This is a genomic window from Micromonospora sp. BRA006-A (genome assembly GCF_033433935.1).
GTDB classification, from domain to species: Bacteria; Actinomycetota; Actinomycetes; order Mycobacteriales; family Micromonosporaceae; genus Micromonospora; species Micromonospora aurantiaca.
Genome location: NZ_JANCLW010000001.1, coordinates 2,319,404 through 2,341,618, shown reverse-complemented (window position 1 = coordinate 2,341,618; position 22,215 = coordinate 2,319,404). Strand labels below are relative to the sequence as shown.

Here is a 22,215-nt window from a genome sequence, read left to right as displayed (position 1 = left end):
ACGACGGGGGCGTTTGTCGTGTCGACGACGAAGCGGGACCGGGTACGGCCGCGTCCGGACGCGCCGGCGCTGGTGGCGCTGCTGCTCGGCGTCGCGGCTGTCGGCTACCGGCTGGTGCTGACGCTGCTCACGGTGCCCGCGTCGAACAGCGACGAGGCCACGTTCGGCCTGGCCGCGCTGCACATCGCCGCCGGCCGGGAGCGGCCGGTCTTCCTGTACGGCCAGCGCTACATGGGCGTGCTGGAGTCGTACCTGGCCGCGCCGCTCGTCGGCTGGGCCGGGCCGAGCTGGCCGGTGCTGCGGCTGCCGCTGCTCGCGCTGTTCGCGGTCTTCCTGTGGCTGGCGTACCGGCTGACCCGCCGCCTGTTCTCCCCCTGGCTCGCGGTGGTCGTGGTGGGCCTGCTCGCACTCGGCTCCGAACGGGTGGTCCGCGACCAGCTCACCGCGGTCGGCGGCCGCCCGGAGGTCAAGCCGGCGGTGCTGGCGATGCTGCTGATCGCGGTGGCCCTCGCCGACCGGCGGGTCAAGCACCGCTGGCTGGCCACCGGCGCGTTCGGGCTGCTCGCCGGGCTGGCGCTGTGGTCGGACTGGCTGATCGCGCCGTACCTGCTGGTGGCGGCCGTGGTGCTCGCGGTGGCGGTGCCCCGGGATCTGATCGGCTGGCCCGGTGTGCTGCTGGTGGTGGGCTTCCTGGCCGGGATCGCCCCGATGGTCAAGGACAACCTCGTCGCGCCACCCGGGCAGGACTCGCTGTCGGTGTTCCGCGAGATCAGCACCAAGGAGGGGGTCGCGCCGTCGCTCGCCGAACGGCTGCGCGGCGGGCTGCTGGAGGGGGTGCCACTGGCGTCGGGCATGTGCCCGATGGACGGCTGCGCGCGCTGGGCGCAGTGGTTCGGCGTGCTCTACCCGGTGCTGCTGGTGGCCGCCGCCGCCCTCGGGGTGGTCGCGTACCGCCGGGCCGCCGGCCACGCCGCGCGGGTCCGGGCCGTGGCGATCCTCGCCCTGGTCGTGGGCGCGGCGCTGACACTTCTGGCGTACGTGCGCAGCCCGCTCGCCGCGACCGACCCGCTCGGCAACGCCCGCTACCTGTCGGTGCTCCAGATCTCGCTGCCGGCCGTGCTGTGGCCGCTCTGGCTGGCCGCCGCGCACGCGGTGCGGGGCACCGCCGGGCGGGCGGCCCGGCTGGGCGGCGCCACGGCGGCGCTGGTGCTGGCCGGGCTGACCGCCGCCACCGTCGCCGGGACCGTGGCGTTCCTGACCGGTGTGCCGGGCGTACGGGACGAGGAGCGCACCGCCCGCCGCCTGGCCGACACGGTGCGGCAGGCCGGCCTGCACGAGGTGTACGGGGACTACTGGACCTGCAACCGGCTGATCTTCAACACCGGGGAGACGGTGGCCTGCGGTGTGCTCGACGGGGCGCTGACGCCGGGGCAGAACCGCTATCCGGCGTACTGGCAGCGGGTGGCGCGCGCGGAACGGCCCGGGTACGTGGTGGCGGTCGGCTCCCCCGCCGAGCGCACGCTGCGGCGGCTGCTGGGCGACCGCGCCGACGCGGCAATGGTGGCCGAGGTGGGCGGCAGTCGCGTGTACCACCCCGGCCGTGCCGTGCGGCCGTGGCGCTGACCCCGGCCCGTACGCTGTGTCGGTGCTCATCCTGCTGCCCCCGTCGGAGGGGAAGGCCGAGGCCGGCACCGGCCGCCGGCTGGACCTGTCCCGGCTGTCCCTGACCGAGCTGAACCCGGCCCGGGAGGCGGTTCTGACCGCGCTCGTCGACCTGTGCGCCGGGCCGGACGAGACGGCGGCCCGGACCGCGCTGGGCCTGACCGAGGGGCAGCGCGGGGAGCTGCGGCGCAACGCCCGGCTGCGGGAGGCGGCGACCGCCCCGGCCGGACGCCTCTACACCGGCGTGCTCTACGAGGCGCTCGGCCTGGACACGCTGCCCCCCGACGCGCAGCGGGCGGCCCGCCGCCAGGTGCTGATCAGCTCCGGCCTGTGGGGCGCGGTACGCCTCGCCGACCGGATCCCGCCGTACCGCTGCCCGATCGGGGCGCGCCTGCCGGGGCTCGGCGCGCTGTCTGCGTACTGGCGGGAGGCGCTCGGCCCGGTGCTGGAGCCGGCCGCCGGACGCGGCCCGGTGCTGGACCTGCGCTCCGGCGCGTACGCGGCCACCTGGACGCCGCGCGGCGCGCTCGCCGAACGCACGGTGACGGTGCGGGTGCTGCACGAACGGATCGTGGACGGCACACCGACCCGGTCGGTGGTGAGCCACTTCAACAAGGCCACGAAGGGCCGGCTGGTGCGGGATCTGCTGCTCGCCGACGCCCGGCCGCGCACCGCCGACGCCCTGGTGGGGGCGCTGCGGGAGCTGAAGTACATGGTCGAGGAGGCACCCCGGGCGGCCGGGCGGCCGCGGCAGGTCGACCTGGTGGTCTCCGAACTCTGAGCCGCGGGCTTCCCGCAAATTTTGCTCAAGGCTGGGGCGCATCGGTTCCCGGCCCGGCGCTCGGCAGCGACGGTAGAGGTACCCCGACTCTGACCGAGGAGCCGCGCCGATGCTCACCACGCTGCTCGACCGCCCGCGCCCGTCGCCGCCGCCGCTGGACTGGCTGACCCTGACCGACGCCTTCGAGGTCGCCTGCATGGTGCGCTGCACGCCGCCGCCGGCCGCCGGCGTCCGCCGTCTCGACTCCGGACCGCACCGGGGCGGGATCGCCGAGTTCAACCGCGAGGACGCGGCGCAGCGGATGCGGCAGCTGCTGGGACGCCTCGACGTGCCGGTGGAGCACGAGCTGACCACCGGTGGCCTGCGCCGCCGCTACGAGCTGCACCGGCTGTCGGTGCCGCCGCCGCACCGGGCGGCGTACGCGAATCTGCTGACCGCGGGCTGGCGGCAGGGCCGCCGGGAGCTGCTCGGCGGGCCGTTCCCGGGCGCATCGGCGCCGCGGCGGCTGTGGCGGCCCCGGCTGGCCGCGGCGGCCTGGCGGGCCGCGTTGCTGGCGGGCGGCCGGCACGTCCGCCGGCACTGCCTCGGCATCCGGCTCGCCGACCGGGACCTGGCGGCGGTGCTGGTACGCGGCGCGGCGCTGCTGGACGTGCCGGCGGCGCTGCGGCCCGGGTCGGGTTGCTTCCTCGTGGTGGTGCCGAACGGCGAGCACCGGGAGCGGATCACCGAGAGCGCGGAGCTGGCCCCGGCGAGCTGACCGGCCGGGCGTTGGCTTGCGCCACGGCGGGTGCACGGCGCAGAGTGCAGCCCGTGAGCCGACACTGGCCTGTGCGCGCCGCCGCCCCGCTCGTGCTGGTGCTGCTGCTCGTCGCCGGGCTCACCGGGTGCCGGGACGAGCCGTCCGAGCCGACCCGCATCCGCATCGCCACCGGCAGCCCGACCGCCGTCTACCACGCCTTCGGCCAGTCGCTCGCCGCGCTGCTCAACCGGGAGCTGCCAGGCGTACGGGCCGAGGTGGTGGTCACCGCCGCGTCGGCGCAGAACGTCCGGCTGGTCGGCGCCGGGGAGGCCGAGCTGGGCTTCACCCAGGCCGACGTGCTGCCGCCGCGCGAGCCCGAACACCCGTCGGTGCTCGCCGTGGCCCGGGTCTACGACGACCTGCTGCACCTGGTCACCCGCGCCGGCGGACCGATCCGCACGCTCGGCGACCTGCGCGGCCGGCGGGTGTCGGTGGGCGCCGACGGCTCCGGCACCGAGATCACCGCCAGCCGTCTGCTGGAGGTGGCCCAGCTCGGCGGCAACCGGGTACGCCAGGAACACCTGGGACTGGACGACTCGGTGACGGCCCTGCGGGAGGGGCGGATCGACGCGTTCTTCTTCTCCGGCGGGCTGCCCGTACGCGGCGTCGCCGACCTGGCCCAGCGGACCTCGCTGCGGATCGTCGACCTGGGCGACTGGACCGAGCCGCTGCGCCGGGCGTACGGGCAGGTCTACGTGACCCGGGACGTGCCCCGCTCGGTGTACCGGGCCGACCCGGTCAGCACGGTGGCGAACCCGAACTACCTGATCGTGCGCGCCGACCTGCCCGCCGCGCTGGTGCGGGAGGTGACCCGGCTGCTGATGGACCGCCGGGAGGAACTGGCCGCCGCGCACCCGGCGGCGGGACGGATGAGTCCCCGGTCGGCGATCGTCACCACACCGCTGCCGCTGCACCCGGGCGCGGCGCAGTGGTATCGCGCCACGAAACCCTGACGCGGGTCAGCACCGGACCGGCTCGTCGGCGGACGCCGGGAACCACAGCTCGGCGACCAGGCCCCGGGGCTCGCCCTGACGCATGGTGAGCCGGCCGTCGGAGGCGTCCACGAGCACCGCCGCGATGGTCAGCCCGAGGCCCACGCCGTCCACGTTCTGCGCGTCCGGCGCCCGCCAGAACCGCTCGGTGGCCTGGTCGAGCTGGCTGGTGGTCATGCCCGGACCGGTGTCGCCGACGGTCAGCACCGTCCCGCCGTCGCCGGCCCGTACGGTCACCGTCACCTCACCCCCGGCGCCGCTGAACTTCACCGCGTTGTCGATCAGGGCGTCCAGCGCCTGGTCGATGGCGGTCGGCACGGTCCGGGCGTACGCCGGCGCGTCCTCGGCGTCGAGGCGGAGCGTGACCTCGCGGTGCCGGGCCAGCGGCAGCCAGGCGGCCACCCGGGAGGCGGCGGTGGCGGTGGCGTCCACAGTCACCCGCTCGTTCTCCTCCCGCTCGGCGCGGGCCAGAGTGAGCAGCGCGTCGAGCACCGTGGCGAGCCGGTCGGTCTCCTCCAGCGCCAGCCGGTGCTCGGCGCGCCCGTCCGGGTCGGTGAGGCTGGGCCCCAGTTCCTCCACCCGCAGCCGCAGCGCGGTGAGCGGGTTGCGGAGCTGGTGGCTGGCGTGCGCGACGAAGGCGCGTTGCCGGTCCATCACGTCGGAGACCGCGTCGGCCATGTCGTTGAAGCTGGTCGCCAACCGGCGCAGTTCGGGCGGCCCGAGTCCGGCGCGGACCCGCGCGGCGCGGCGGCCCTCGGCGATCTCGTGGGTCACCGCGTCCAGCTCGGTGACCGGGCGCAGCACCCAGCCGGCCAGCCCGAACGCGGTCGAGACGCAGGCCAGCACCGCCAGCAGGCCGATGCCCGCCAGCAGCAGCCACCACACGGTGACGGCGCGGCGCACCCCGTCCGCCGGGCTGGTCGTGACCACGGCGCCGAGCACCTCGCCGCCGTCGTTGATCGGCACCGCCGTCACCACCGGGCCGCCGACCCAGGGCCAGACCGACTCCGGGCCGCTGAACTGCTGCCCGGACAGGGCGGTGTCGAGCGCCGCGCGGGTGCCCGCGCCCGGCTCCCACCCGGACGAGGCCACCACGGTACGGCGGTCCCGGTCCACCACCGCCGCGCCGATGCCGTAGAGCGCGTCGTAGGCGGCCAGTTCCCCGTCCAGCGGGCCGGGGCTGCCGCCCCGCAACGCCGGCCCGGCCAGCGAGGCGAAACGGGTGGCGTCGGCGAGGCGGTCGGCGCGGACCCGGTCGGTCTCCCGGGTCGCGAGCGTGGCCGCCAGCGGCGTCTCCAGGGCGATCAGGACCAGCACCATCAGCAGCAGGTAGCTGATCACCAGCCGGCGGCGCACGACCCGGCCCTCACGCCTCGCGGAGCCGGTAGCCGACCCCGCGTACGGTCTCCACCAGCGTCGGATCGCCGAGCTTGCCGCGCAGCGACCCGACGTGCACCTCCACGGTGTGCCGGTCGGCCCAGGTGGTGCCCCACACGTCGAGCAGGATCCGCTCGCGCGGCACCGCCACCCCGGGCTGGCGGGCCAGGGACAGCAGGATGTCGAACTCCTTGCGGGTCAGCGAGACGTCCCGGCCGGCCAACGTCACGGTCCGGCCACCCACGTCGATGCGGACCGTTCCGGCCTCGATCAGGTTGCGCTGCGGCGCGGTGTGCGCGGCCCGGCGCAGCACCGCCTCGATCCGCGCCTGCAACTCCACCATCGAGAACGGCTTCACCACGTAGTCGTCGGCGCCCAGCCGCAGCCCCAGCACCCGGTCGCGTTCCTCGCCGCGCGCGGTCACCGCGATGATGCCGAGCCGGCTGCTGCGCCGCCGCAGCTCGCGGCACAGGTCGGTGCCGTCGCCGTCGGGCAGCCCCAGGTCGAGCAGCACCAGGTCGCAGGGGGCGGCGGAGAGCGCGGCGGCCACCGTCGCGGCGTGTTCCACCTGGTAGCCGCGCCGGGTCAGCGCGGACGACAACGCCGCTGCGACCCGGCGGTCGTCCTCGACCAGGAGGATCCGCACCCGTTCCTCCCTCGACTCGACGTGTTGCCCTGCGAATGGTGGCAGACGCGCCGCCGGGACGCGAGGCCGCTCTAGGCTGCTGGCGTGATCTACAAGATTCTCACCGACGACGAGTGGGCGCGGGCACGGGCGGACGGGCGGTTCGCCGGCACCGCGATGGACCGGCAGGACGGCTACGTCCACCTGTCCGCCGCCGACCAGGTGGTGGAGACCGCGCGGAGGTTCTTCGCCGGCGTCACCGGCCTGACCGTGCTCGCGGTGGACGAGTCCCGGCTCGGCGACGCGCTGCGCTGGGAGGAGTCCCGTGGCGGCGCGCTGTTCCCGCACCTGTACGGCGCGTTGCCGGTGGACGCGGTCGTCGCCGCGCACCCGTTGCCGGCCGACCGGCCCGCCGCCGACGCGGTGGCCGAACTACTCGGGTGAGCGCTCGTTATGCTGCGTCGAGCCCGCCCGACGGCGCGACGCGCCCTGGCATGTGATGCGAGTAGAGATGACTGACAGCAACGACCGGTCCGCCTCCGTCTTCGTCCACCCGACGGCCGACGTGGAGTCCGGCGCCCAGGTCGGCGACGGCACCAAGGTCTGGCACCTGGCGCACATCCGGTCCAGCGCCCAGGTCGGTGCCGGCTGCGTGATCGGCCGCAACGTCTACGTCGACGCGGGCGTCACCGTCGGTGACCTGGTGAAGATCCAGAACAACGTCTCGGTCTACCAGGGCGTGACCATCGAGGACGAGGTGTTCGTGGGCCCGTGCGCGGTGTTCACGAACGACTTCCGCCCGCGCGCCCAGAATCCGGACTGGACGATCACCCCGACGCTCGTGCGCCGGGGCGCGTCGATCGGCGCGAACGCCACGCTCGTGTGCGGCATCGAGGTGGGCGAGTACGCGATGATCGCGGCCGGCTCGGTGGTGACCCGCGACGTCAAGCCGTACCAGCTGGTGGCCGGCAACCCGGCCCGCCCGAAGGGCTGGGTCGACGCCAAGGGCGAGGTCATCTCCCGCGACGTCGACAACCCGCCGCAGCAGGGCTGACCGGACGACCAGGGGCGACGACCGCGCCGGTCGTCGCCCTCACGCCGGTACGCCTCAGCCGCAGAGCCGGCCGATCTCGTCCCGGAACCGGTCCATCGGGTTCGACCCGGCCGGTCCGAGCAGGTACTCCTTCAGCTCCCGCCGCGCCCCGGTCATCGGGTCGTCGCCGGCCCGGGTCACGTCGAGGATCTTCGCCAGCTCACCGCAGTCCGCCGAGAGCAGGTACGCCGCCCGCGCGGTCGGGAACTGCCGCCGGAACTCGTCCTCGGACAGGCCGGCCGGATTGGCCACCACGTACGGGCGCTCGCTCTGCACGAAGTCGGAGACCACGCTGGACACGTCGCTGACCAGCAGGTCGGTGACGTTGAAGCAGTCGAACAGCCCGGGCGTGCGGCCGGTGACCACGAGGTGCCCGGCACCGTCCAGCGAGGACGCGTCGGTCTCGCCGCCGGCCGCCTTGATCCGGGCCACGATCCGCTCGTGCACGGCGCGGGCCTTGGGCGAGCGCGTGCCGGTCAGCGGGTGCGGCTTGTAGATCACCCGCACGTCCCCGGCGGCGAGCAGGCCGGACACGATCCGCTCCCCCATCAGCACGAGCGAGGTGTGGTACGGGTCGTCGTCGAGCCAGCCCTCCCAGGTCGGCGCGTACAGCACGGTGAACCGGTGGTCGGCGGCACCGGAGCCGAACGTGTGCACCCCGGCGAGCTGCGGCCGGCCGACCTCCACGATGTCGCGGTCCAGCACGCCGACGTCGGCCCTGGCGTACCGTTCCCGCCCGGCCGGCCCGGCCACCCAGACCTCGTCGTACACCTTGCTGTACGGGTTCACGCTCGCCTGCTTGTCGCTGTCGCCGTGGCCGACGAAGACGTGCTTGACGCCCGGCTCCCGCAGCAGGTGGATGTTGGCGCCGACGTTCGCCGCGTACAGCGCCACGCGCAGCGAGCTGAGGTCCAGGTTCATGAAGTCCACGCCGGCCGGCACGCAGATGACCGGCAGCCGGGTGTCGGCGAGCTGCTCGAACGCGTCCGCGGCGCGCAGCAGCACGACGGCGCGGCGGCCGGTCGCCTCCACCGGCGCGAGCCACATGTTGGCCTGGTAGACGTCCTTGGCCGGGCCGGCGAAGTAGAGCGCCACCTCGGGCCGCTCCCGGGCCATCCAGTCGTGCACGGCGGGCAGCACACCCGGGGCCTTGCCCCGGCCGCGCAGTGCGGTGAGCGCCAGCACCGCAGCGGTGACCAGGCCGGCGGCGAGCGTGACCAGGCCGGTGACCACCACCGGCGCGACCCGGTCGAGCGCGGCGGCCACCACTGCCGCGGGCACCAGCAGCACGTTCAGCAGCGGCATGTGCAGCCCGGCCAGCCGTCGCGCCCAGGCCGGCGGCACCGGCACCCGCCGCAGCGCGCCGAGGTCGATGTTGCGGGTGTACGCCGGCGGGTCGACCCGGCCGTCGATCACCTTGGTCACCGCGCCTGTGGCGACGGCCACCGTCCACAGCGCGGCGGGCAGCAGCAGGACGGCGACGGTGCCGGCCACGCCGGGACGCACCGCCGCGATCACCAGCAGGGCCACCGACAGATCCCGCACCAGCCGCCGGAAGGTCGTGCCGAGACCGGCCTTGTCGAGCAGCGTGGCGGTCCCGGTGTGCCGCCCGGCCAGGGCCAGCTCACCGGCGACGGCGACCACGGCGGCCACCGCGTACGGGACCACCAGGCCGAGGACTCCGGCGAGGACCATGACCGCGTAGCCGAGAAGTGTCGCGCCGACCGCGGCGAGACCCTGCTGGCTGCGTACTCTGCTCAACAACGAACGCTCCCTGTCTGCCCTGCCCCGCCGATGTCGGTCCGAGTCGATCTCCGACGGCTGCGACCCTAAACGGATCACATGACACAAGTATTGCCGGGGTGTCCGGCAGGTGAACTCCGGACGGCGTCATAACCATGACGGCATGCGACGGGCCCCGGCCGTCCGAGAACGGCCGGGGCCCGGGAAACCGCTGGGGTCAGCCCCCGATGACCACCCGGCGCACGCCGGTCCAGCGCGCCGGGTCGGTGACCCGGCGGCCGTCTACCAGCACCGTCACGCCCGGCAGGTCGGCCGGGGCGAGGGTGCGGTACTCCGCGTGGTCGGCCTGGATGACGGCGGCGCCGACCGGCTCGCCGTCGTAGCCGGGCAGGCCGTGCGCGACCAGTTCCTCGTTGGTGTACATCGGGTCCGAGACGTACGGCACCGCGCCCCGGCGGCGCAGCGCCTCCACGGTCGGGAAGACGCCGGAGAACGCGGTCTCCTTCACGCCACCCCGGTAGGCGGCGCCCAGCACCAGCACACCCACCCCGGTCAGGTCGCCGTACGCGGCGGCGAGCAGGTCGACCGCGTACTCCGGCATGGCCGCGTTGGCCTCGCGGGCCGAGCGGACCACGGTGGCGGCCGGGTCGTTCCACAGGTACATCCGCGGGTAGATCGGGATGCAGTGGCCGCCGACGGCGATACCCGGCGAGTGGATGTGGCTGTACGGCTGCGTGTTGCACGCCTCGATGACCTTGGTGACGTCCACGCCGACGGTGTCGGCGAAGCGGGCGAACTGGTTCGCCAGGCCGATGTTCACGTCCCGGTAGGTCGTCTCGGCGAGCTTGGCCAGCTCGGAGGCCTCGGCCGAGCCGAGATCCCACACGCCGTTGGGGCGGTCCAGGTCGGGGCGCTCGTCGAAGTCGAGCACCGCCTCGTAGAACCGCACACCGTGCGCGGCCGACGCCTCGTCGATGCCGCCGACCAGCTTCGGGTAGCGGCGCAGGTCGGCGAAGACCCGGCCGGTGAGCACCCGCTCCGGGCTGAACACCAGGTGGAAGTCGGTGCCGGCGGTCAGGCCGGAACCCTCGGCGAGCATCGACGCCCACCGGTTACGGGTGGTGCCGACCGGCAGCGTGGTCTCGTAGCTGACCAGCGTGCCCGGCTTCAGCCCACGGGCGATGGCCCGGGTGGCGTCGTCCATCCAGCCGAAGTCCGGCACGCCCTCGGCGTCCACGAACAGCGGCACGACCACGACGACCGCCTCCGACTCGGCGACCGCGGTGGCGGTGTCCGTGGTGGCCGACAGCAGACCGGCGGCCACCGCCTCCTTGAGCTTGACGTCCAGGTCGGCCTCACCCGGGAAGGGCACGGCACCGTCGTTGACCAGCTGGACGACCCGCTCGGAGACGTCGGCGCCGATCACCCGGTGCCCCTTGGACGCGAACTGCACGGCCAGCGGCAGACCGATCTTGCCGAGCGCGACGACGCAGATGTTCATGAACTACTTTCCTCCAGAGGGCCAGATTCGGCGCAGGCGGGCAAGGAACCGACCGGGGGTCACCGGCGTGATCGCGACGATCACCTGGCCCTTGTGGTTCGTGGTGGGCGTGACGAGGTGCCAGCGGACACCGCGCCGGGCCACCAGCCGGGGTGCGGAGACCGGGCGGTCGGTGCGCAACGGCGCCGAGCCCGTCCCGCCCAGGGCGGAGACCTCGGCGCGTACGATACGACGCCCACCTGTCCCCGCGGCGACCGCCAGCAACCGGTCCACCGCGAAGTCCGTCCGTACGACGGTACCGGGGCCGGACGCCTCGACCGACGTGACACCCGTCAGATCGCCCACGCTGACCCGCAGCGCCTCCGCGCTCAGCTCGGCCAGCTCGGCCCAGCGGCTGCGCGCGGTGACCACCAGGGCCCGGGTCCCGGCGGCGTCGCGTCCCCAGGCCAGCCCGGTCGCGGTCAGCTTGGCCAGTATCGCGGCGGCGCGGTCGGTGACGTCGTACCAGTCGTCCGGGTAGCCGAACGCCGGGTCGCGGAAGCCGACCTGGCCGGCGTACCAGCGGTCGCCCTCGATGATCACCTCGGGCAGCGACCGGTCGGCGTGCTGGCCGACGATCGTGCGCAGCGCGTCGAGGTCGCCGTCACGCGCCACCGCGACCCGCAGCCGCTCCTCGGGCGCCATCCGGGCGGTCACCCCGTCGGTCAGGTACGCCTCGGCGAGCTTGCGGATCCGGTCGTGGACCTGCCGCTGCACGTCCGGGGAGAGGGCGAGGAACTCCGCGCGGAGCAGCTTCGCCACCTCCCAGGTGAAGTGACGCACCAGCACCGCGTCCCGCCGCGGGCCGGGCTCGATCAGCCCGGCGACGAAACCGACGAGTTCCTCGGCACAGCGCAGCCGCTCCTCGAACCGGCTGGCATACGTGATGTTCTGGGCGTTGTCCCGCTTGACCGCGTAGTAGTACTCGTAGTCGCCGAGGACCGACACCTTCTTGGCCCGGAAGCACGCCTCCAGCGTGAACGGCTGGTCGCTGCCCATCGGCATGTCCGTGCGGTACCGCAGGCCGTGCCGCTCGATCAGATCCCGCCGGAACAGCTTGGTGTTCGACAACGACCAGGGCAGGTCGCTGCCGAACAGGTCGAGCCGCTCCTGGGTGGTGGCGTAGACGGCCTGGTGCACGTAGCGCTTGTTGGTGCCGACCATCCGGCCCAGCACCACGTCGGAGTCCCACCGGTCGGCGGCGTCGACCAGGCGCTCCAGCGCCTCCGGGCCGAGGTGGTCGTCCGAGCCGATGAAGAAGACGTACCGGCCGCGTGCGTGGTCGAGCGCCACGTTGCTCGGCGCCGCCGGGCCGCCGGAGTTGGCCTGGTGCAGCACCCGGACCGTGCCCGGGTACCGCTTGGCGTAGCGGTCGAGTTCGGCGCCGCTGCCGTCGGTGGAGCCGTCGTCGACGGCGACGACCTCCAGCCGGTCCAGCCCGATGGTCTGCCCGACGAGCGAGTCCAGGCAGGCGGTCAGGTACGGCATGGTGTTGTAGACGGCGACCACCACTGTCACGTCCGGCCCGCTCACGCCCCCACCTCCACCTGCGCCGGCTCCACCGGTGCGTGCGCCGCCGGCGCCGGCCGGGGCGGCGCGTCCGGCAGCAGCCGCGAGTAGACCTCGTCGAGCACCCGCGCCTGCGCCTCCCACGTCCAGCCGGCCAGCAGGCCCGGCCGGTCGTACGCGGCGCGGTACCGCTGCGGGTCGGCGAGCACCGCGGTGACCGCGCGGACGAAGTCGGCCACGTCCTCGGCGCGGAACACCTCGCCCTGACCGGTCTCCCGGACAGTCTCGGCCATGGTGCGCACGTCGGACACGACCAGCGGCAGACCGGCGTGTGAATACTCGAAGAACTTGGTGATCAGCGCGATCTCGTGGTTCGGCCAGTGCTGGATCGGGATGACGCCGACCTGCGCGCCGCTGAGGAACCGGACGACCTGGTGGTGCGGCACGTACGGCAGCACGTGCACCCGGTCCGCCACGCCCAGCTCGCCGGCCCGGGTGACCAGGCCCCGGACGTACGCCGAGTCGGGCTTGTTCACCACGAACGCGACGTGCGCGCCGGGCAGCCGGGGCAGCGCCTCGACCATCACGCCGAGGCCGCGCTTGGCGGCGGCCACCCCGCTGTAGACGAGCAGCGGCTCGTCCGGCCCGAGCCCGCAGCGGGCGCGGATGTCCGGCACCGGCTCGGCCGGGTCGGCCGGCAGCTCGTCCACCGCCGGGGCGTTCAGCACAACCGCCGGCCGTTCGGCCAGCCCGTGCTCGGTGCGCAGCAGGTCGGCCAGGCCACCGGAGACGGTCATGGTGGCGTCGGCGTACGGCACGTACTCCCGCTCGTGCGCCACGTTGCCGGGTAGCCAGCGGGCGTTGTCGCGCCACGGCTGCACGCCGGGAAGGTATTCGTGGGCGTCCCAGAGCAGCGCGATCCGGCGGCCCTTCGCGGCGGCCCGGACCTTCGCGCGGGCGCCGACGCCGAGCATCCGGAAGTCGTTGGCGTGGATCAGGTCCGGCGCCAGCTCGTCGACCACCGGGCCGTAGGCCAGCTCGTAGTCCCACAGGCCCGGCTCCAGGCGCCGCCACGCGCCGTCGCCGCGCAGCCCGCGCCAGAACATCGTGTACGCGCGGTCCCAGGGGCCGTCCAGCTTGCGGCCCTTGCGGGCCCGGGTGAGCTGACGGTTGCGGAAGCCGACCCACTTGCGGGTCAGGCCGGACAGCTTCTCCTCGGCACGCAGCGCGGCCCAGGGCAGCCCGCCCGGCCGGCCCGCGCCGGACTCGCGGGCCGCGACGGTGAGCGCCGCCCGGCGTACCGCCAGGTCCGCGCGCCAGGCCTTGACCGCCTGGGTACGGTGCGCCGCGATACCGCTGGGCGGGTAGGCGAGCGGGTGCCGCAGCCAGGCCCGGCGGAACTCGTGGCGGCGGCGGGCCAGCGGTTCGGGCATCGGCACGAGGCGTACCTCGGCGGCGCCGAGGCGCCAGCTCTGCGGGCTGCCGACCGGCGCCCGGCCGAGCAGCACGACGTCCCAGCCGGCGTCGGCGGCGGACCGGGCCGCCTTCTGCACCCGGGAGTCACCGATGACCCCGTTGTCCACAAGCATCACGACCCGTCCCCGGGTGCCCGCCGCTGCGGTCGTGCCGTCAGATCCCATTCCTGCCCGTTTCGTCGTCGCCAGCACCGCGCCCGCGGACCCGAGCGAGTCTACGACAGCGGATCGGGCCCGGACGCCCGCCGCCGCCGGTGCCCCCCGACCTGCTGTGACTGTTGCTACCCTCCACCCTGTTCAACGACCGGCGCCCGCTCCGAGTCGTTCGCCGGGTCGCCGGCCGCGCCACGCGGGCCCTCGGCCAACCCCAGCTCAGCGCGAACGGGACCGCACAATGGACGTGGTGACCACCGAGGAACCCAGCCGGCCCGCACCAGCCCCGGCGATCGAGCCGGCCACAGCCGATCGCGCCCGGCCCGGCCCCGTCCGGCGGCTGCGCGACGCCGCCCGGGACGCGGCGCCCGCGCTGGCGGTGTACGCGGTGATCCGGCTGATCGGTGTGGCGGCCGTGTACGTCTGGGCGCGGTCGCTGAACCTCTCCCCGGTACGCGAGCTGACCCTGTCCGACGCGACGTACTACCTCGCCATCGCCCAGCGGGGCTACGACGGGTACGAACGGGTGCAGAGCGACATGGCGTTCTTCCCGCTCTACCCGGCCCTGATCGGCGTGGTGGAACGGGTCACCCCGCTCGGCCCGCGTACCTCCGGGCTCGCCGTGGCCACGCTCGCCGGCCTGGTGGCGGCCTGGGCGCTGTACGCGATCGGCTCGTACCTGCACGACCGGCGCACCGGCGTGGTACTCGCCGCGCTCTGGGCCGCGCTGCCGCACGCCGTCGTGCAGTCGATGGCCTACAGCGAGACGCTGTTCACCGCGCTGGCCGCGTGGACGCTGTACGCGCTGCTGCGCCGGCACTGGCTGACCGCTGGCGTGCTCTGCCTGTTCGCCGGCCTGACCCGGCCCACCGCCTCGTCGCTGATCCCGGTGGTCGGCCTGGCCGCGCTGCTGGCGGTGGTCCGGCGCCGGGACGGCTGGCGGCCATGGGTGGCGATGCTGCTCGCCCCGGCCGGCTGGCTCGCCTACCTGGCCTGGGTGGGTGTCCAGACCGGGCGGCCGGACGGCTGGTTCCACATCCAGTCCGCCGGCTGGCGCAGCCACTTCGACTTCGGCGTGGACACGTTCCAGCGGGGACGCGAGGTGCTGGCGGTGTCCGCCACGCCGCAGGTGCTCGTGGTGAGCGTGGTACTGCTGCTGGCGCTGATGTTCTTCGTGCTGAGCGTGATCGACCGCCAGCCCTGGGAACTGCTGCTGTTCAGCGGGCTGATGATCGTCACCACGCTCGGCGCGGCGGGCTACTACCACTCCAAGGCGCGGTTCCTGGTGCCGGCGTTCGCGCTGCTGCTGCCGGCCGCCGTCGGCCTGGCCCGGGCGGGCCCGGGCCGTCACCGTACTGGTCGCGCTCACCGCGTTCTCGACCTACTTCGGCGGCTACCTGCTGCTCATCTGGACCCGGTCGCCGTGACGCTCACCGGGTGAGCGGGCGGACGTCCCACAGCCAGACGTCCGCCACCCGCCGGCCCGGACCGTAGAGCGCGTCGAGCACCACCTTCAGGTCGTCGTGGCGGCGGGCCCGATCCGGCAGCGCCACCGCGTCGGCCTTCCAGTGCCGCACGTCGGCGCGGGCCTGCTCGACGTCGGCCGGGCCGACAGCGGTGTCCCGCTGGCCCCGCGACACGGCGGTGAGCAGCTTCGCGGTCGGCTGCGGCTCGACGCCCCACCGGCCGGTGTTGTCGGTCTTGGAGACCGGCCCGAGGAAGTACCCCTCCGGTACGGCGAAGCCGGCCAGCGCGGCGGAACTCCAGTACAGCGACGTCATGCCGTCGACCGGAACCGGCACCAGGGTGCGGCCGGGGGCGACGTGGTCCTTCCAGACGCCGGCGGTGACGAAGTCCGGCACCGGGTTGCGCCCGCGCGCCTCCAGCGGGGTGGGCAGGATCGGCAGCAGCGCGGCGGACAGCGCGACAGCGGCCAGGCGGGGCACCAGCCGGGACTGGCCGGGCTCGTCCGCCCGGACCCGGGCCACCCGGTCCCCGGCCACCGCGAACAGCACGCCGAGCGCCACCGTGGTGATCAGCGCGAACCGGGACACCACCACCGAGTCGAACACCGGCAGCTCGGACACCAGCGCGAACGGCGCCGGCACGTCGGTGCGGCGGGTGCCCACGGTCCAGGTGGTGCCGATCGAGAAGACCGCCGAGATCAGCCCGACCACGGCGAGCACCCGGACCACGATCTCGCGGCGCAGCCACAGCGCGGCGCCGATCGCGAGGATCACCACCGACCAGCCGTAGAAGCTGGCCTGCTCGGTGGTGTTCGGGCCCCAGCGCAGAGCGCTGGTGGGGCTCCCGGCCACGGACTCGGTGGCGTACCGCACGAACGAGCCGAGGGTCAGCGCGTAGACGTCCGGATCGCCCGGGTGACCGACCCGGTGCTGCGGGCCGGCGAACTGCATCCACAGCGGGTACGCGGAGGCCGCACCGACGAGCACGCCGGTGATGGCGAGCCCGCCGAGCATCGGCCCGGCCCGGCGCAGCGCCTCCCGCGGCCGGAAGATCACGTAGCCGACGACCATCATCAGGCAGCCGAGCGCGGTCAGGAACAGGATCTCCAGGCTCACGAAGAACTGCGCCACCACGAGCGCGCCCAGCACCAGGCCGTTACGCACCGGGCGGCCGTCCCGGGCCAGCCGGATCACCTGCCAGAGGATGAACGGCACCAGCCACTGGGCGGTGATGTGCGGGTGGCCGTTGCTGTGCGACACCAACGCCGGCGCGAACGCGCAGAACAGGCCGCCGGCGAAGGCCGCCGCCCGGGACGAGACCAGGTTGCGGGACAGCACGTGGTACCAGGCGTACGCGGTGCCGGCCAGGTTGAGCGTGATGAACAGCAGGTACGCGAACGGCGCGCCGAACAGCAGGGTGACCGGGGACAGCACCAGCCCTGGTAGCTGCATGCCGACGTTCGTCATCAGGTTCACGCCGTCCGGGGCGTTCTGCAACGAGGTGAAGAACGGGTTCTCCAGGTTGCTGACCGCGTGCGCGGCGTACGCCAGCATCCACTCGTTGAAGCCCTGGTCGTTCGGGCGGCTGCCGAGCAGCCGCCCGTCGGGGTTCACCCAGCCCCGCGCGGTCACCCAGAACGCGCCGGCCAGGTAGATCGCCGCGACCAGCAGATCCGGCCGCATCCGGTGCCACCGCCCGGGGCGGTCGGCACGCTCCGCCACGGTGGTCTCCGGCTGCGCCTGCTGCTGCGGCGCGTCGGCGGGCCGGTCCGCGCCGTCGGCGGCCGGCGGCTTCGCGGTCTCGTCGGTGGCGTCGGCCACCGATCCACCGGCGTCTGCGGTGCGGGTACGGGTCTCGGGCCCGGGGGCGGTCATGGCGCCGTAGTGTACGCAAGCCGGGCTGCGGCGCCGGGCCAGGCTCGCCCGGCCCGGTGAAGACTCGGCGACGATCCCCCGGCGGCGGGACGTACCGGCGGTGACCGGGCGGTGCCGCGGCGGCCGCGAGCCGACGGGCCGACGCCCGCCGGACCGGGGTGATCCGGCCGGTTCGGTTAGGCTGGTCCCTCGTGTCCCGTTCCACGCCACCGGTCACCGTGCTCCCCGTCGGGGCGGCGGCGTCCGGTGACGGCGGGTGGCCCGGCCCACCATCGCGTACCGGCCGCGTCCGCGTACGTCGTCCGGCGGCGGGTGGGGCACTACTATTCCTAGGGCCTGCGGGCACCGGCCCGGCCACCCGGCCGGGGTCCACGGCCTTCCGCCTCGGGCGGCGGCCGGTCCGCACCGAGAATCCGTCGCAGATCACGAGGAGTCACGTGTGAAGGTCGTCAGCATCGTCGGCGCCCGACCGCAGTTGGTGAAGCTGGCGCCCATCGCGGCGGCGTTCGCCGAGGACGGGTGCGAGCACGTGATCGTGCACACCGGCCAGCACTACGACGCCGACCTGTCCGACGTCTTCTTCTCCGGCCTCGGCATCCCCGACCCGGACGTGCACCTGGGGATCGGCTCCGGCAGCCACGGCGTGCAGACCGGCAACACCCTGGCCGCCCTGGACCCGGTGCTCGCCGCCGAGGCGCCGGACTGGGTGCTGGTGTACGGCGACACCAACTCGACGCTGGCCGGCACGCTGTCGGCGGTCAAGCAGCACCTGCGGGTGGCGCACCTGGAGGCCGGGCTGCGGTCGTTCAACCGGCGGATGCCGGAGGAGCACAACCGGGTGCTCACCGACCACGCCGCCGATCTGCTGCTCGCCCCCACCGAGGAGGCCGTCCGGCACCTCGCCACCGAGGGCCTGGCCGCCCGTACCGAACTGGTCGGCGACGTGATGGTGGACGTCTGCCTCCGGGTCCGCGACGACGTGGCGCGGGCCGGGCAGCCCCGCCCGGCGCTGCCCGACGGCATCGACCCGGACGCGCCGTACCTGCTCGCCACGCTGCACCGCGCGGAGAACACCGACGACCCGAAGCGGCTCGCCGCGCTGCTCGACGCGCTCGCCGACCTGCCCGTGCCAGTCGCGCTGCTGGCCCACCCGCGGCTGGTCGCCCGCGCCGATCAGCACGGGCTGAAGCTGACCCGGGGCGCGCTGCACGCGGGCCGGCCGCTGCCGTACGCCGCGATGGTGGCCGCCGTGGCCGGCTCCGCCGGCGTGGTCACCGACTCGGGCGGCCTCCAGAAGGAGGCGTACCTGCTGGACCGGCCGTGCACCACGCTGCGCACCGAGACGGAGTGGGTCGAGACGCTCGCCGACGGCTGGAACGTGCTGGTGCCGGATCCGCGCGAGCTGGGCGCCCGGTGGGCGGCCACCGCGACGCGTCCCGCCCCGGAGGCGCCGCGCGGCACCCCGTACGGTGACGGCCGGGCGGCCCGGCGGGTCGCCGAGACGCTGCGACGGCACCTGGCATGACGACGCGCCCCCTCCTCACGATCGGTTATCAGCGATGACCAACCACACCGTCCCGCTCCCCCGCTCGCGCGGCGGGAGGCGGCCGCACGCCATCTACCTCGCGATCGGCTTCCCGCCCGCGGCGAAGAGCAGCGCGTACCGGCTGCGCGAGACGGCGAACCAGTTCGTCGCCCAGGGCTGGGACATCACCGTCATCACGATCTGCCAGCAGGCGTGGGAGCGGGAGTACGGCCTGGACCACACGCTGTCGGAGAAGGTCGATCCGCGGGTGCGGGTGGTCGAGCTGCCGCTGATCCGGGAGGACCTGGAGACCGACATCAGGGCGTTCTCCGAGGAGCGTTCGCTGGACCCGGCGGGCTGGATCAAGCGGCTGCGCAAGCGCGAGCAGCAGGCGTTCCCGGAGCCGGTGTTCGGCGGCTGGCGGTACGAGCTGGAGAAGGCGGTGCTGCGGCTGCACCGCGAGCACCCGGCCGACCTGCTGCTCGCCTCCTGCGCCCCGTACGTGAACCTGGCGGCCACCCGGAAGCTGTGGGAGGAGCACAAGGTCCCGTACGCGGTCGACTTCCGCGACGGCTGGTCGCTCGACGTGATCGGCGGCGGCGAGGCGTTCACCCGCGACTCGGTCTCCGGCCGGTGGGAGTCCACAGTGCTGGAGAACGCGCTCGCGGTCTGGTGCGTCAACGACCCGATCGCCGGCTTCTACCGGGAGCGGTACCCGCACCTGGCCGACCGGGTGCACGTGGTGCGCAACGGCTACGACGAGGACAGCCTGCCGGACATCTCCGGCCGTTCGCCGGACCCGGCGGCCGGGCTGACCTTCGGCTACCTGGGCTCGGTCAACTTCAGCCCGGCGTTCCTGGAGTCGGTGCTGGACGCCTGGCGCATCGCCCGGCGCGACGACCCGCTGCTGGCCCGTTCCCGGTTCGAGGTGCGCGGGCACATCGGCGCGGGCGCGTCGCGTGAGGCCAACCGGCACATGGACCTGCTCAAGGAGGCCGCCGTCGACGGGGTCAGCTTCGGCGGCCCGGTGCCGAAGGCGGAACTGGCGGCCACGTACGGCTCCTGGGACGCGCTGGTGCTGATGCTCGTCGGTGGACGGTTCGTCACCTCCGGCAAGGTGTACGAGTTCATGGCCAGCGGACTGCCGGTGCTCTCCGCCCACGACGTCGACCACGACGCCAGCAACGTGCTCGCCGGCCATCCGCTGTGGACCGGTGCGGTCGGGCTCGACCCGCACCGCCTCGCCGGCTCCTTCGTGGAGGCCGGCCGGCTCGCCCTGAAGGCCACCGACGCGGACCGGGCCGCCGCCCGGGATCTGGCCCGCCGTTTCGCCCGGCCCGCTGTGCTCGCCCCGGCGGTCCGCCGCCTCACCGAACTCGTCCGGCCCACCGGCGCCGGCGCGGCCACCCCGGCCACGACCTCCTCGACGGGAGATGCCCGACAGTGACCACAGTGCTCATCGTGGCCGCCGCCGCACCGAAGCAGCCGGCCGTGCTGATCGAGGCGCTGGAACGTCTCCGCAGCCGCGGCGCCCGCGTCACGGTGGCGTGCTTCTTCGACAGCGAGGAACTCCCCGTCGACCCGGCGCTGGCCGAGGTGCGGTCGTTCGTCGTACCCGCCGAGAAGCGCGACGCCCGGCTGCGGCGGGCGCTCGGCCGGGCGCAGGCCAACCGCAAGATCTGGCTGCACGCGCAGCGCCACGCCTGGCTGCGGCAGCGTTTCCGGTCCGCCGACCTGCTGGTGGCCCTGGACCCCCGGTCGGTCTACACGGTGTGGGAGATGGCCCAGCGCAACACCCGCGCCGGCGCGCACTTCGGGCTCGTGCCGGCGCAGCGGGCGCTCGACGCGCCGCGTACCGAGCCGGTCGGCAAGCGGCTGGAGCGGCAGGTCGCGGCGGCTGCCGGCATCGGCACCCGGGGCGCCAAGCGGGCGGCGGTGGAGACGGTGCGCACCACCGTCCAGAAGGCGACCGGCCAGCGGATCATGAGCAATCCGGCCGGTGCCTGGTTCTGGTCCCGCGCGGTGGCCGCGCCCCGCGTACCGGACCGGCTGCGCAGCAAGCTCGCGGTACGGCTGCACGACAGCGCCGTCAAGGCGGGCCGCCCGGCGGTCGCCGCCCGGACCGCCGCGGCCGCGGTCAGCCGGATCAACAGCGCCGCCACCCGGGCGGACGTGCTCACCAAGGCCGCGCAGGGCGAGCTGGCCCTCGGGCACGTCCCGTCCGGCCTGCACGACGCGATCCGCGCCCAGCTCACGCTGGCCGACGCCCGGCTGGCGAAGGATCCGAAGAAGGCCGCTGCGGCGGTGTCGCGGGCGTGGAGCCTGGCGTCCAACCGGGTGCTGCACTTCGACCGGCTCTCCTCGCCGATGAGCGACGACCCGGGCGCCTTCCTGGCGCCGTTCCGGGAGAGCGCGGCGGCGCGGAAGTTGTCCGAGCCGCGGGGCCGGCTCGCCCCGGCCGCCCCGGCACCCGCCGACCGGCCGCTGCGGCTGCTGGTCACCACGCTGATCAACGACAACTTCCTCCAGGAGATCCTGGAGCGCTACCGGGGCATGCCGAACGTGGAGGTCCGTTTCCTGGACCTGTACGAGGATCCGGTGACCCGTCCGCTGGCGCTCAGCGGCAGCACCGTGATGGAGCACCTGCTCGGCGCCGAGTCGACGTACGGGGCCAAGATCGAGGAGTGGCTGCGGCCGCACCTGGACTGGGCCGACACCGTGTTCGTCGACTGGTGCCAGGCCACCGCCGCGCTGTTCACGCTGCACGACCCGGGGACGGCCAGGATCATCGTCCGGCTGCACAGCTTCGAGGCGTTCAACTTCTGGCCGCACCTGGTGGACTTCTCCCGGGTCGACGACGTCGTCTTCGTCTCCGAGCACCTGCGCGACCTGTCCACCGCGGTGCTGCCGCAGCTCACCGGCGAACGCGCCCCCCGGCTGTGGGTGGTCGACAACGCGATGGACCTGCAGCGCTATCCCCGGGCCAAGCCGGCCGACGCCCGGTTCACGCTGGGGCTGGTCGGGTTCAGCTCGGTGGCGAAGGATCCGCGGTGGGCGATCGACGTCCTGCGGAAGCTGCGGGAGCACGACGAGCGGTACAACCTGACGCTCATCGGCAGCAACTTCAACAACCGGACCAGCAAGCCGGCGAAGGACTACGGCCGGCTGCTCGCCAAGGACCTGGCCGAGCTGGAGCCGCTGGGCGCGGTCCGGCGTTACGGGCAGACCGACGACGTGCCGGGTGCGCTCCAGGAGGTCGGCGTCATCCTCAGCACCTCGGTGCGGGAGAGCTTCCACTGCGGTCTGGTGGAGGGCGCGGCGAGCGGCGCGGTGCCGGTGGTGCGGGACTGGCCGTTCTTCGCCGGCAAGCCGCACGGCGCCCGTACCCTCTTCCCCGCCGACTGGATGGCGGACACCCCGGCGGAGGCGGCGGAGCGGATCCTGGCGGTCACCGCCACCGAGCAGGCGTGGGCGGAGGCCGGCCGGGCCGCCTCGGAGCACGTGCTGAAGACCTGGGACTGGGCCGTCACCCAGGCCGACTACGACCGGCTGCTGCTGGGCGACTGAGCAGGCACAACGAGTGCGGGGCCCGGCCGGTCG

At 74.4% G+C, this 22,215-nt stretch carries 17 protein-coding genes; 10 read left to right on the top strand and 7 right to left on the bottom strand.

All coding sequences use genetic code 11. From position 1 onward, the window contains the following. Window positions 1-18: 18 nt before the first annotated feature. The 4 genes from NMK34_RS11185 to NMK34_RS11170 all read left to right on the top strand — a co-directional run bounded on the left by NMK34_RS11185 (window position 19) and on the right by NMK34_RS11170 (window position 4,195). Window positions 19-1,623, top strand: coding sequence for a hypothetical protein (locus NMK34_RS11185; RefSeq protein WP_318333324.1), 1,605 nt, complete (start codon window positions 19-21; stop codon window positions 1,621-1,623). A 16-nt stretch (window positions 1,624-1,639) separates the two neighbouring features. After that, complete coding sequence (yaaA, locus tag NMK34_RS11180) at window positions 1,640-2,443, top strand: peroxide stress protein YaaA (RefSeq protein ID WP_318333323.1); 804 nt, start codon at window positions 1,640-1,642, stop codon at window positions 2,441-2,443. A gap of 109 nt (window positions 2,444-2,552) precedes the next feature. Further along, the gene (locus NMK34_RS11175; protein WP_318333322.1) at window positions 2,553-3,200 is read left to right on the top strand and encodes a hypothetical protein; all 648 of its coding nucleotides are present in this window, start codon (window positions 2,553-2,555) and stop codon (window positions 3,198-3,200) included. A 71-nt stretch (window positions 3,201-3,271) separates the two neighbouring features. Beyond that, window positions 3,272-4,195: a TAXI family TRAP transporter solute-binding subunit gene (locus NMK34_RS11170; protein ID WP_412098948.1), complete on the top strand. Its 924-nt coding sequence runs from the start codon at window positions 3,272-3,274 to the stop codon at window positions 4,193-4,195. Window positions 4,196-4,201: 6 nt separating this feature from the next. Here NMK34_RS11170 and NMK34_RS11165 read toward each other — a convergent pair whose 3' ends face one another. After that, the gene (locus NMK34_RS11165; RefSeq protein WP_318333320.1) at window positions 4,202-5,590 is read right to left on the bottom strand and encodes a HAMP domain-containing sensor histidine kinase; all 1,389 of its coding nucleotides are present in this window, start codon (window positions 5,588-5,590) and stop codon (window positions 4,202-4,204) included. 10 nt (window positions 5,591-5,600) lie between these two features. Continuing rightward, window positions 5,601-6,257, bottom strand: coding sequence for a response regulator transcription factor (locus NMK34_RS11160; protein WP_318333319.1), 657 nt, complete (start codon window positions 6,255-6,257; stop codon window positions 5,601-5,603). A gap of 84 nt (window positions 6,258-6,341) precedes the next feature. On the opposite strand from NMK34_RS11160, the gene NMK34_RS11155 reads away from it, so the two are divergent. Further along, window positions 6,342-6,680, top strand: a complete 339-nt coding sequence (locus tag NMK34_RS11155; RefSeq protein WP_135239228.1) for a DUF952 domain-containing protein — start codon at window positions 6,342-6,344, stop codon at window positions 6,678-6,680. Between the two features lie 67 nt (window positions 6,681-6,747). Continuing rightward, window positions 6,748-7,290 (top strand): acyltransferase, encoded by a 543-nt coding sequence (locus NMK34_RS11150; protein WP_135239227.1) that lies wholly within the window; start codon window positions 6,748-6,750, stop codon window positions 7,288-7,290. 54 nt (window positions 7,291-7,344) lie between these two features. On the opposite strand, the gene NMK34_RS11145 is transcribed toward NMK34_RS11150, so the two are convergent. The 4 genes from NMK34_RS11145 to NMK34_RS11130 form a co-directional block, all read right to left on the bottom strand. Continuing rightward, on the bottom strand, window positions 7,345-9,093 hold the full coding sequence (locus NMK34_RS11145) for a CDP-glycerol glycerophosphotransferase family protein (RefSeq protein WP_318333318.1): 1,749 nt from the start codon (window positions 9,091-9,093) through the stop codon (window positions 7,345-7,347). Window positions 9,094-9,289: 196 nt separating this feature from the next. Next, on the bottom strand, window positions 9,290-10,573 hold the full coding sequence (locus NMK34_RS11140) for a nucleotide sugar dehydrogenase (RefSeq protein ID WP_135239225.1): 1,284 nt from the start codon (window positions 10,571-10,573) through the stop codon (window positions 9,290-9,292). 3 nt (window positions 10,574-10,576) lie between these two features. Then, on the bottom strand, window positions 10,577-12,145 hold the full coding sequence (locus NMK34_RS11135; RefSeq protein WP_318333317.1) for a glycosyltransferase family 2 protein: 1,569 nt from the start codon (window positions 12,143-12,145) through the stop codon (window positions 10,577-10,579). After that, window positions 12,142-13,710, bottom strand: coding sequence for a glycosyltransferase family 4 protein (locus NMK34_RS11130; RefSeq protein ID WP_318336320.1), 1,569 nt, complete (start codon window positions 13,708-13,710; stop codon window positions 12,142-12,144). Before NMK34_RS11130 ends, NMK34_RS11135 begins: the two co-directional genes overlap by 4 nt. Before the next feature lie 289 nt (window positions 13,711-13,999). Between NMK34_RS11130 and NMK34_RS11125 the strand changes: the two genes are divergently transcribed. Next, a complete protein-coding gene (locus NMK34_RS11125; RefSeq protein WP_318333316.1) occupies window positions 14,000-15,190 on the top strand; it encodes a hypothetical protein in 1,191 nt (396 codons plus the stop codon). On the opposite strand, the gene NMK34_RS11120 is transcribed toward NMK34_RS11125, so the two are convergent. After that, complete coding sequence (locus tag NMK34_RS11120; RefSeq protein ID WP_318333315.1) at window positions 15,180-17,090, bottom strand: hypothetical protein; 1,911 nt, start codon at window positions 17,088-17,090, stop codon at window positions 15,180-15,182. The two genes, NMK34_RS11125 and NMK34_RS11120, sit on opposite strands and share 11 nt — an antisense overlap. A gap of 439 nt (window positions 17,091-17,529) precedes the next feature. On the opposite strand from NMK34_RS11120, the gene wecB reads away from it, so the two are divergent. The 3 genes from wecB to NMK34_RS11105 are packed head-to-tail and all read left to right on the top strand — an operon-like array spanning window position 17,530 to window position 22,182. Next, window positions 17,530-18,615 (top strand): non-hydrolyzing UDP-N-acetylglucosamine 2-epimerase, encoded by a 1,086-nt coding sequence (gene wecB / locus NMK34_RS11115; protein WP_318333314.1) that lies wholly within the window; start codon window positions 17,530-17,532, stop codon window positions 18,613-18,615. Between the two features lie 34 nt (window positions 18,616-18,649). Next, on the top strand, window positions 18,650-20,062 hold the full coding sequence (locus NMK34_RS11110; RefSeq protein ID WP_318333313.1) for a glycosyl transferase: 1,413 nt from the start codon (window positions 18,650-18,652) through the stop codon (window positions 20,060-20,062). After that, a complete protein-coding gene (locus tag NMK34_RS11105) occupies window positions 20,059-22,182 on the top strand; it encodes a glycosyltransferase family 1 protein (RefSeq protein WP_318333312.1) in 2,124 nt (707 codons plus the stop codon). The genes NMK34_RS11110 and NMK34_RS11105 overlap by 4 nt, the downstream gene beginning before the upstream one ends. The last annotated feature ends 33 nt before the right edge of the window (window positions 22,183-22,215 follow it).

What these genes read in the sequence shown, in the direction of transcription:
- NMK34_RS11175 (WP_318333322.1), top strand. Translation starts at nt 2,553, where the DNA reads ATGCTCACCACGCTGCTCGACCGCCCGCGCCCGTCGCCGCCGCCGCTG.
- NMK34_RS11140 (WP_135239225.1), bottom strand. Translation starts at nt 10,573, where the DNA reads ATGAACATCTGCGTCGTCGCGCTCGGCAAGATCGGTCTGCCGCTGGCC.
- NMK34_RS11130 (WP_318336320.1), bottom strand. Translation starts at nt 13,710, where the DNA reads ATGCTTGTGGACAACGGGGTCATCGGTGACTCCCGGGTGCAGAAGGCG.
- NMK34_RS11110 (WP_318333313.1), top strand. Translation starts at nt 18,650, where the DNA reads ATGACCAACCACACCGTCCCGCTCCCCCGCTCGCGCGGCGGGAGGCGG.
- NMK34_RS11120 (WP_318333315.1), bottom strand. Translation starts at nt 17,090, where the DNA reads ATGACCGCCCCCGGGCCCGAGACCCGTACCCGCACCGCAGACGCCGGT.
- NMK34_RS11150 (WP_135239227.1), top strand. Translation starts at nt 6,748, where the DNA reads ATGACTGACAGCAACGACCGGTCCGCCTCCGTCTTCGTCCACCCGACG.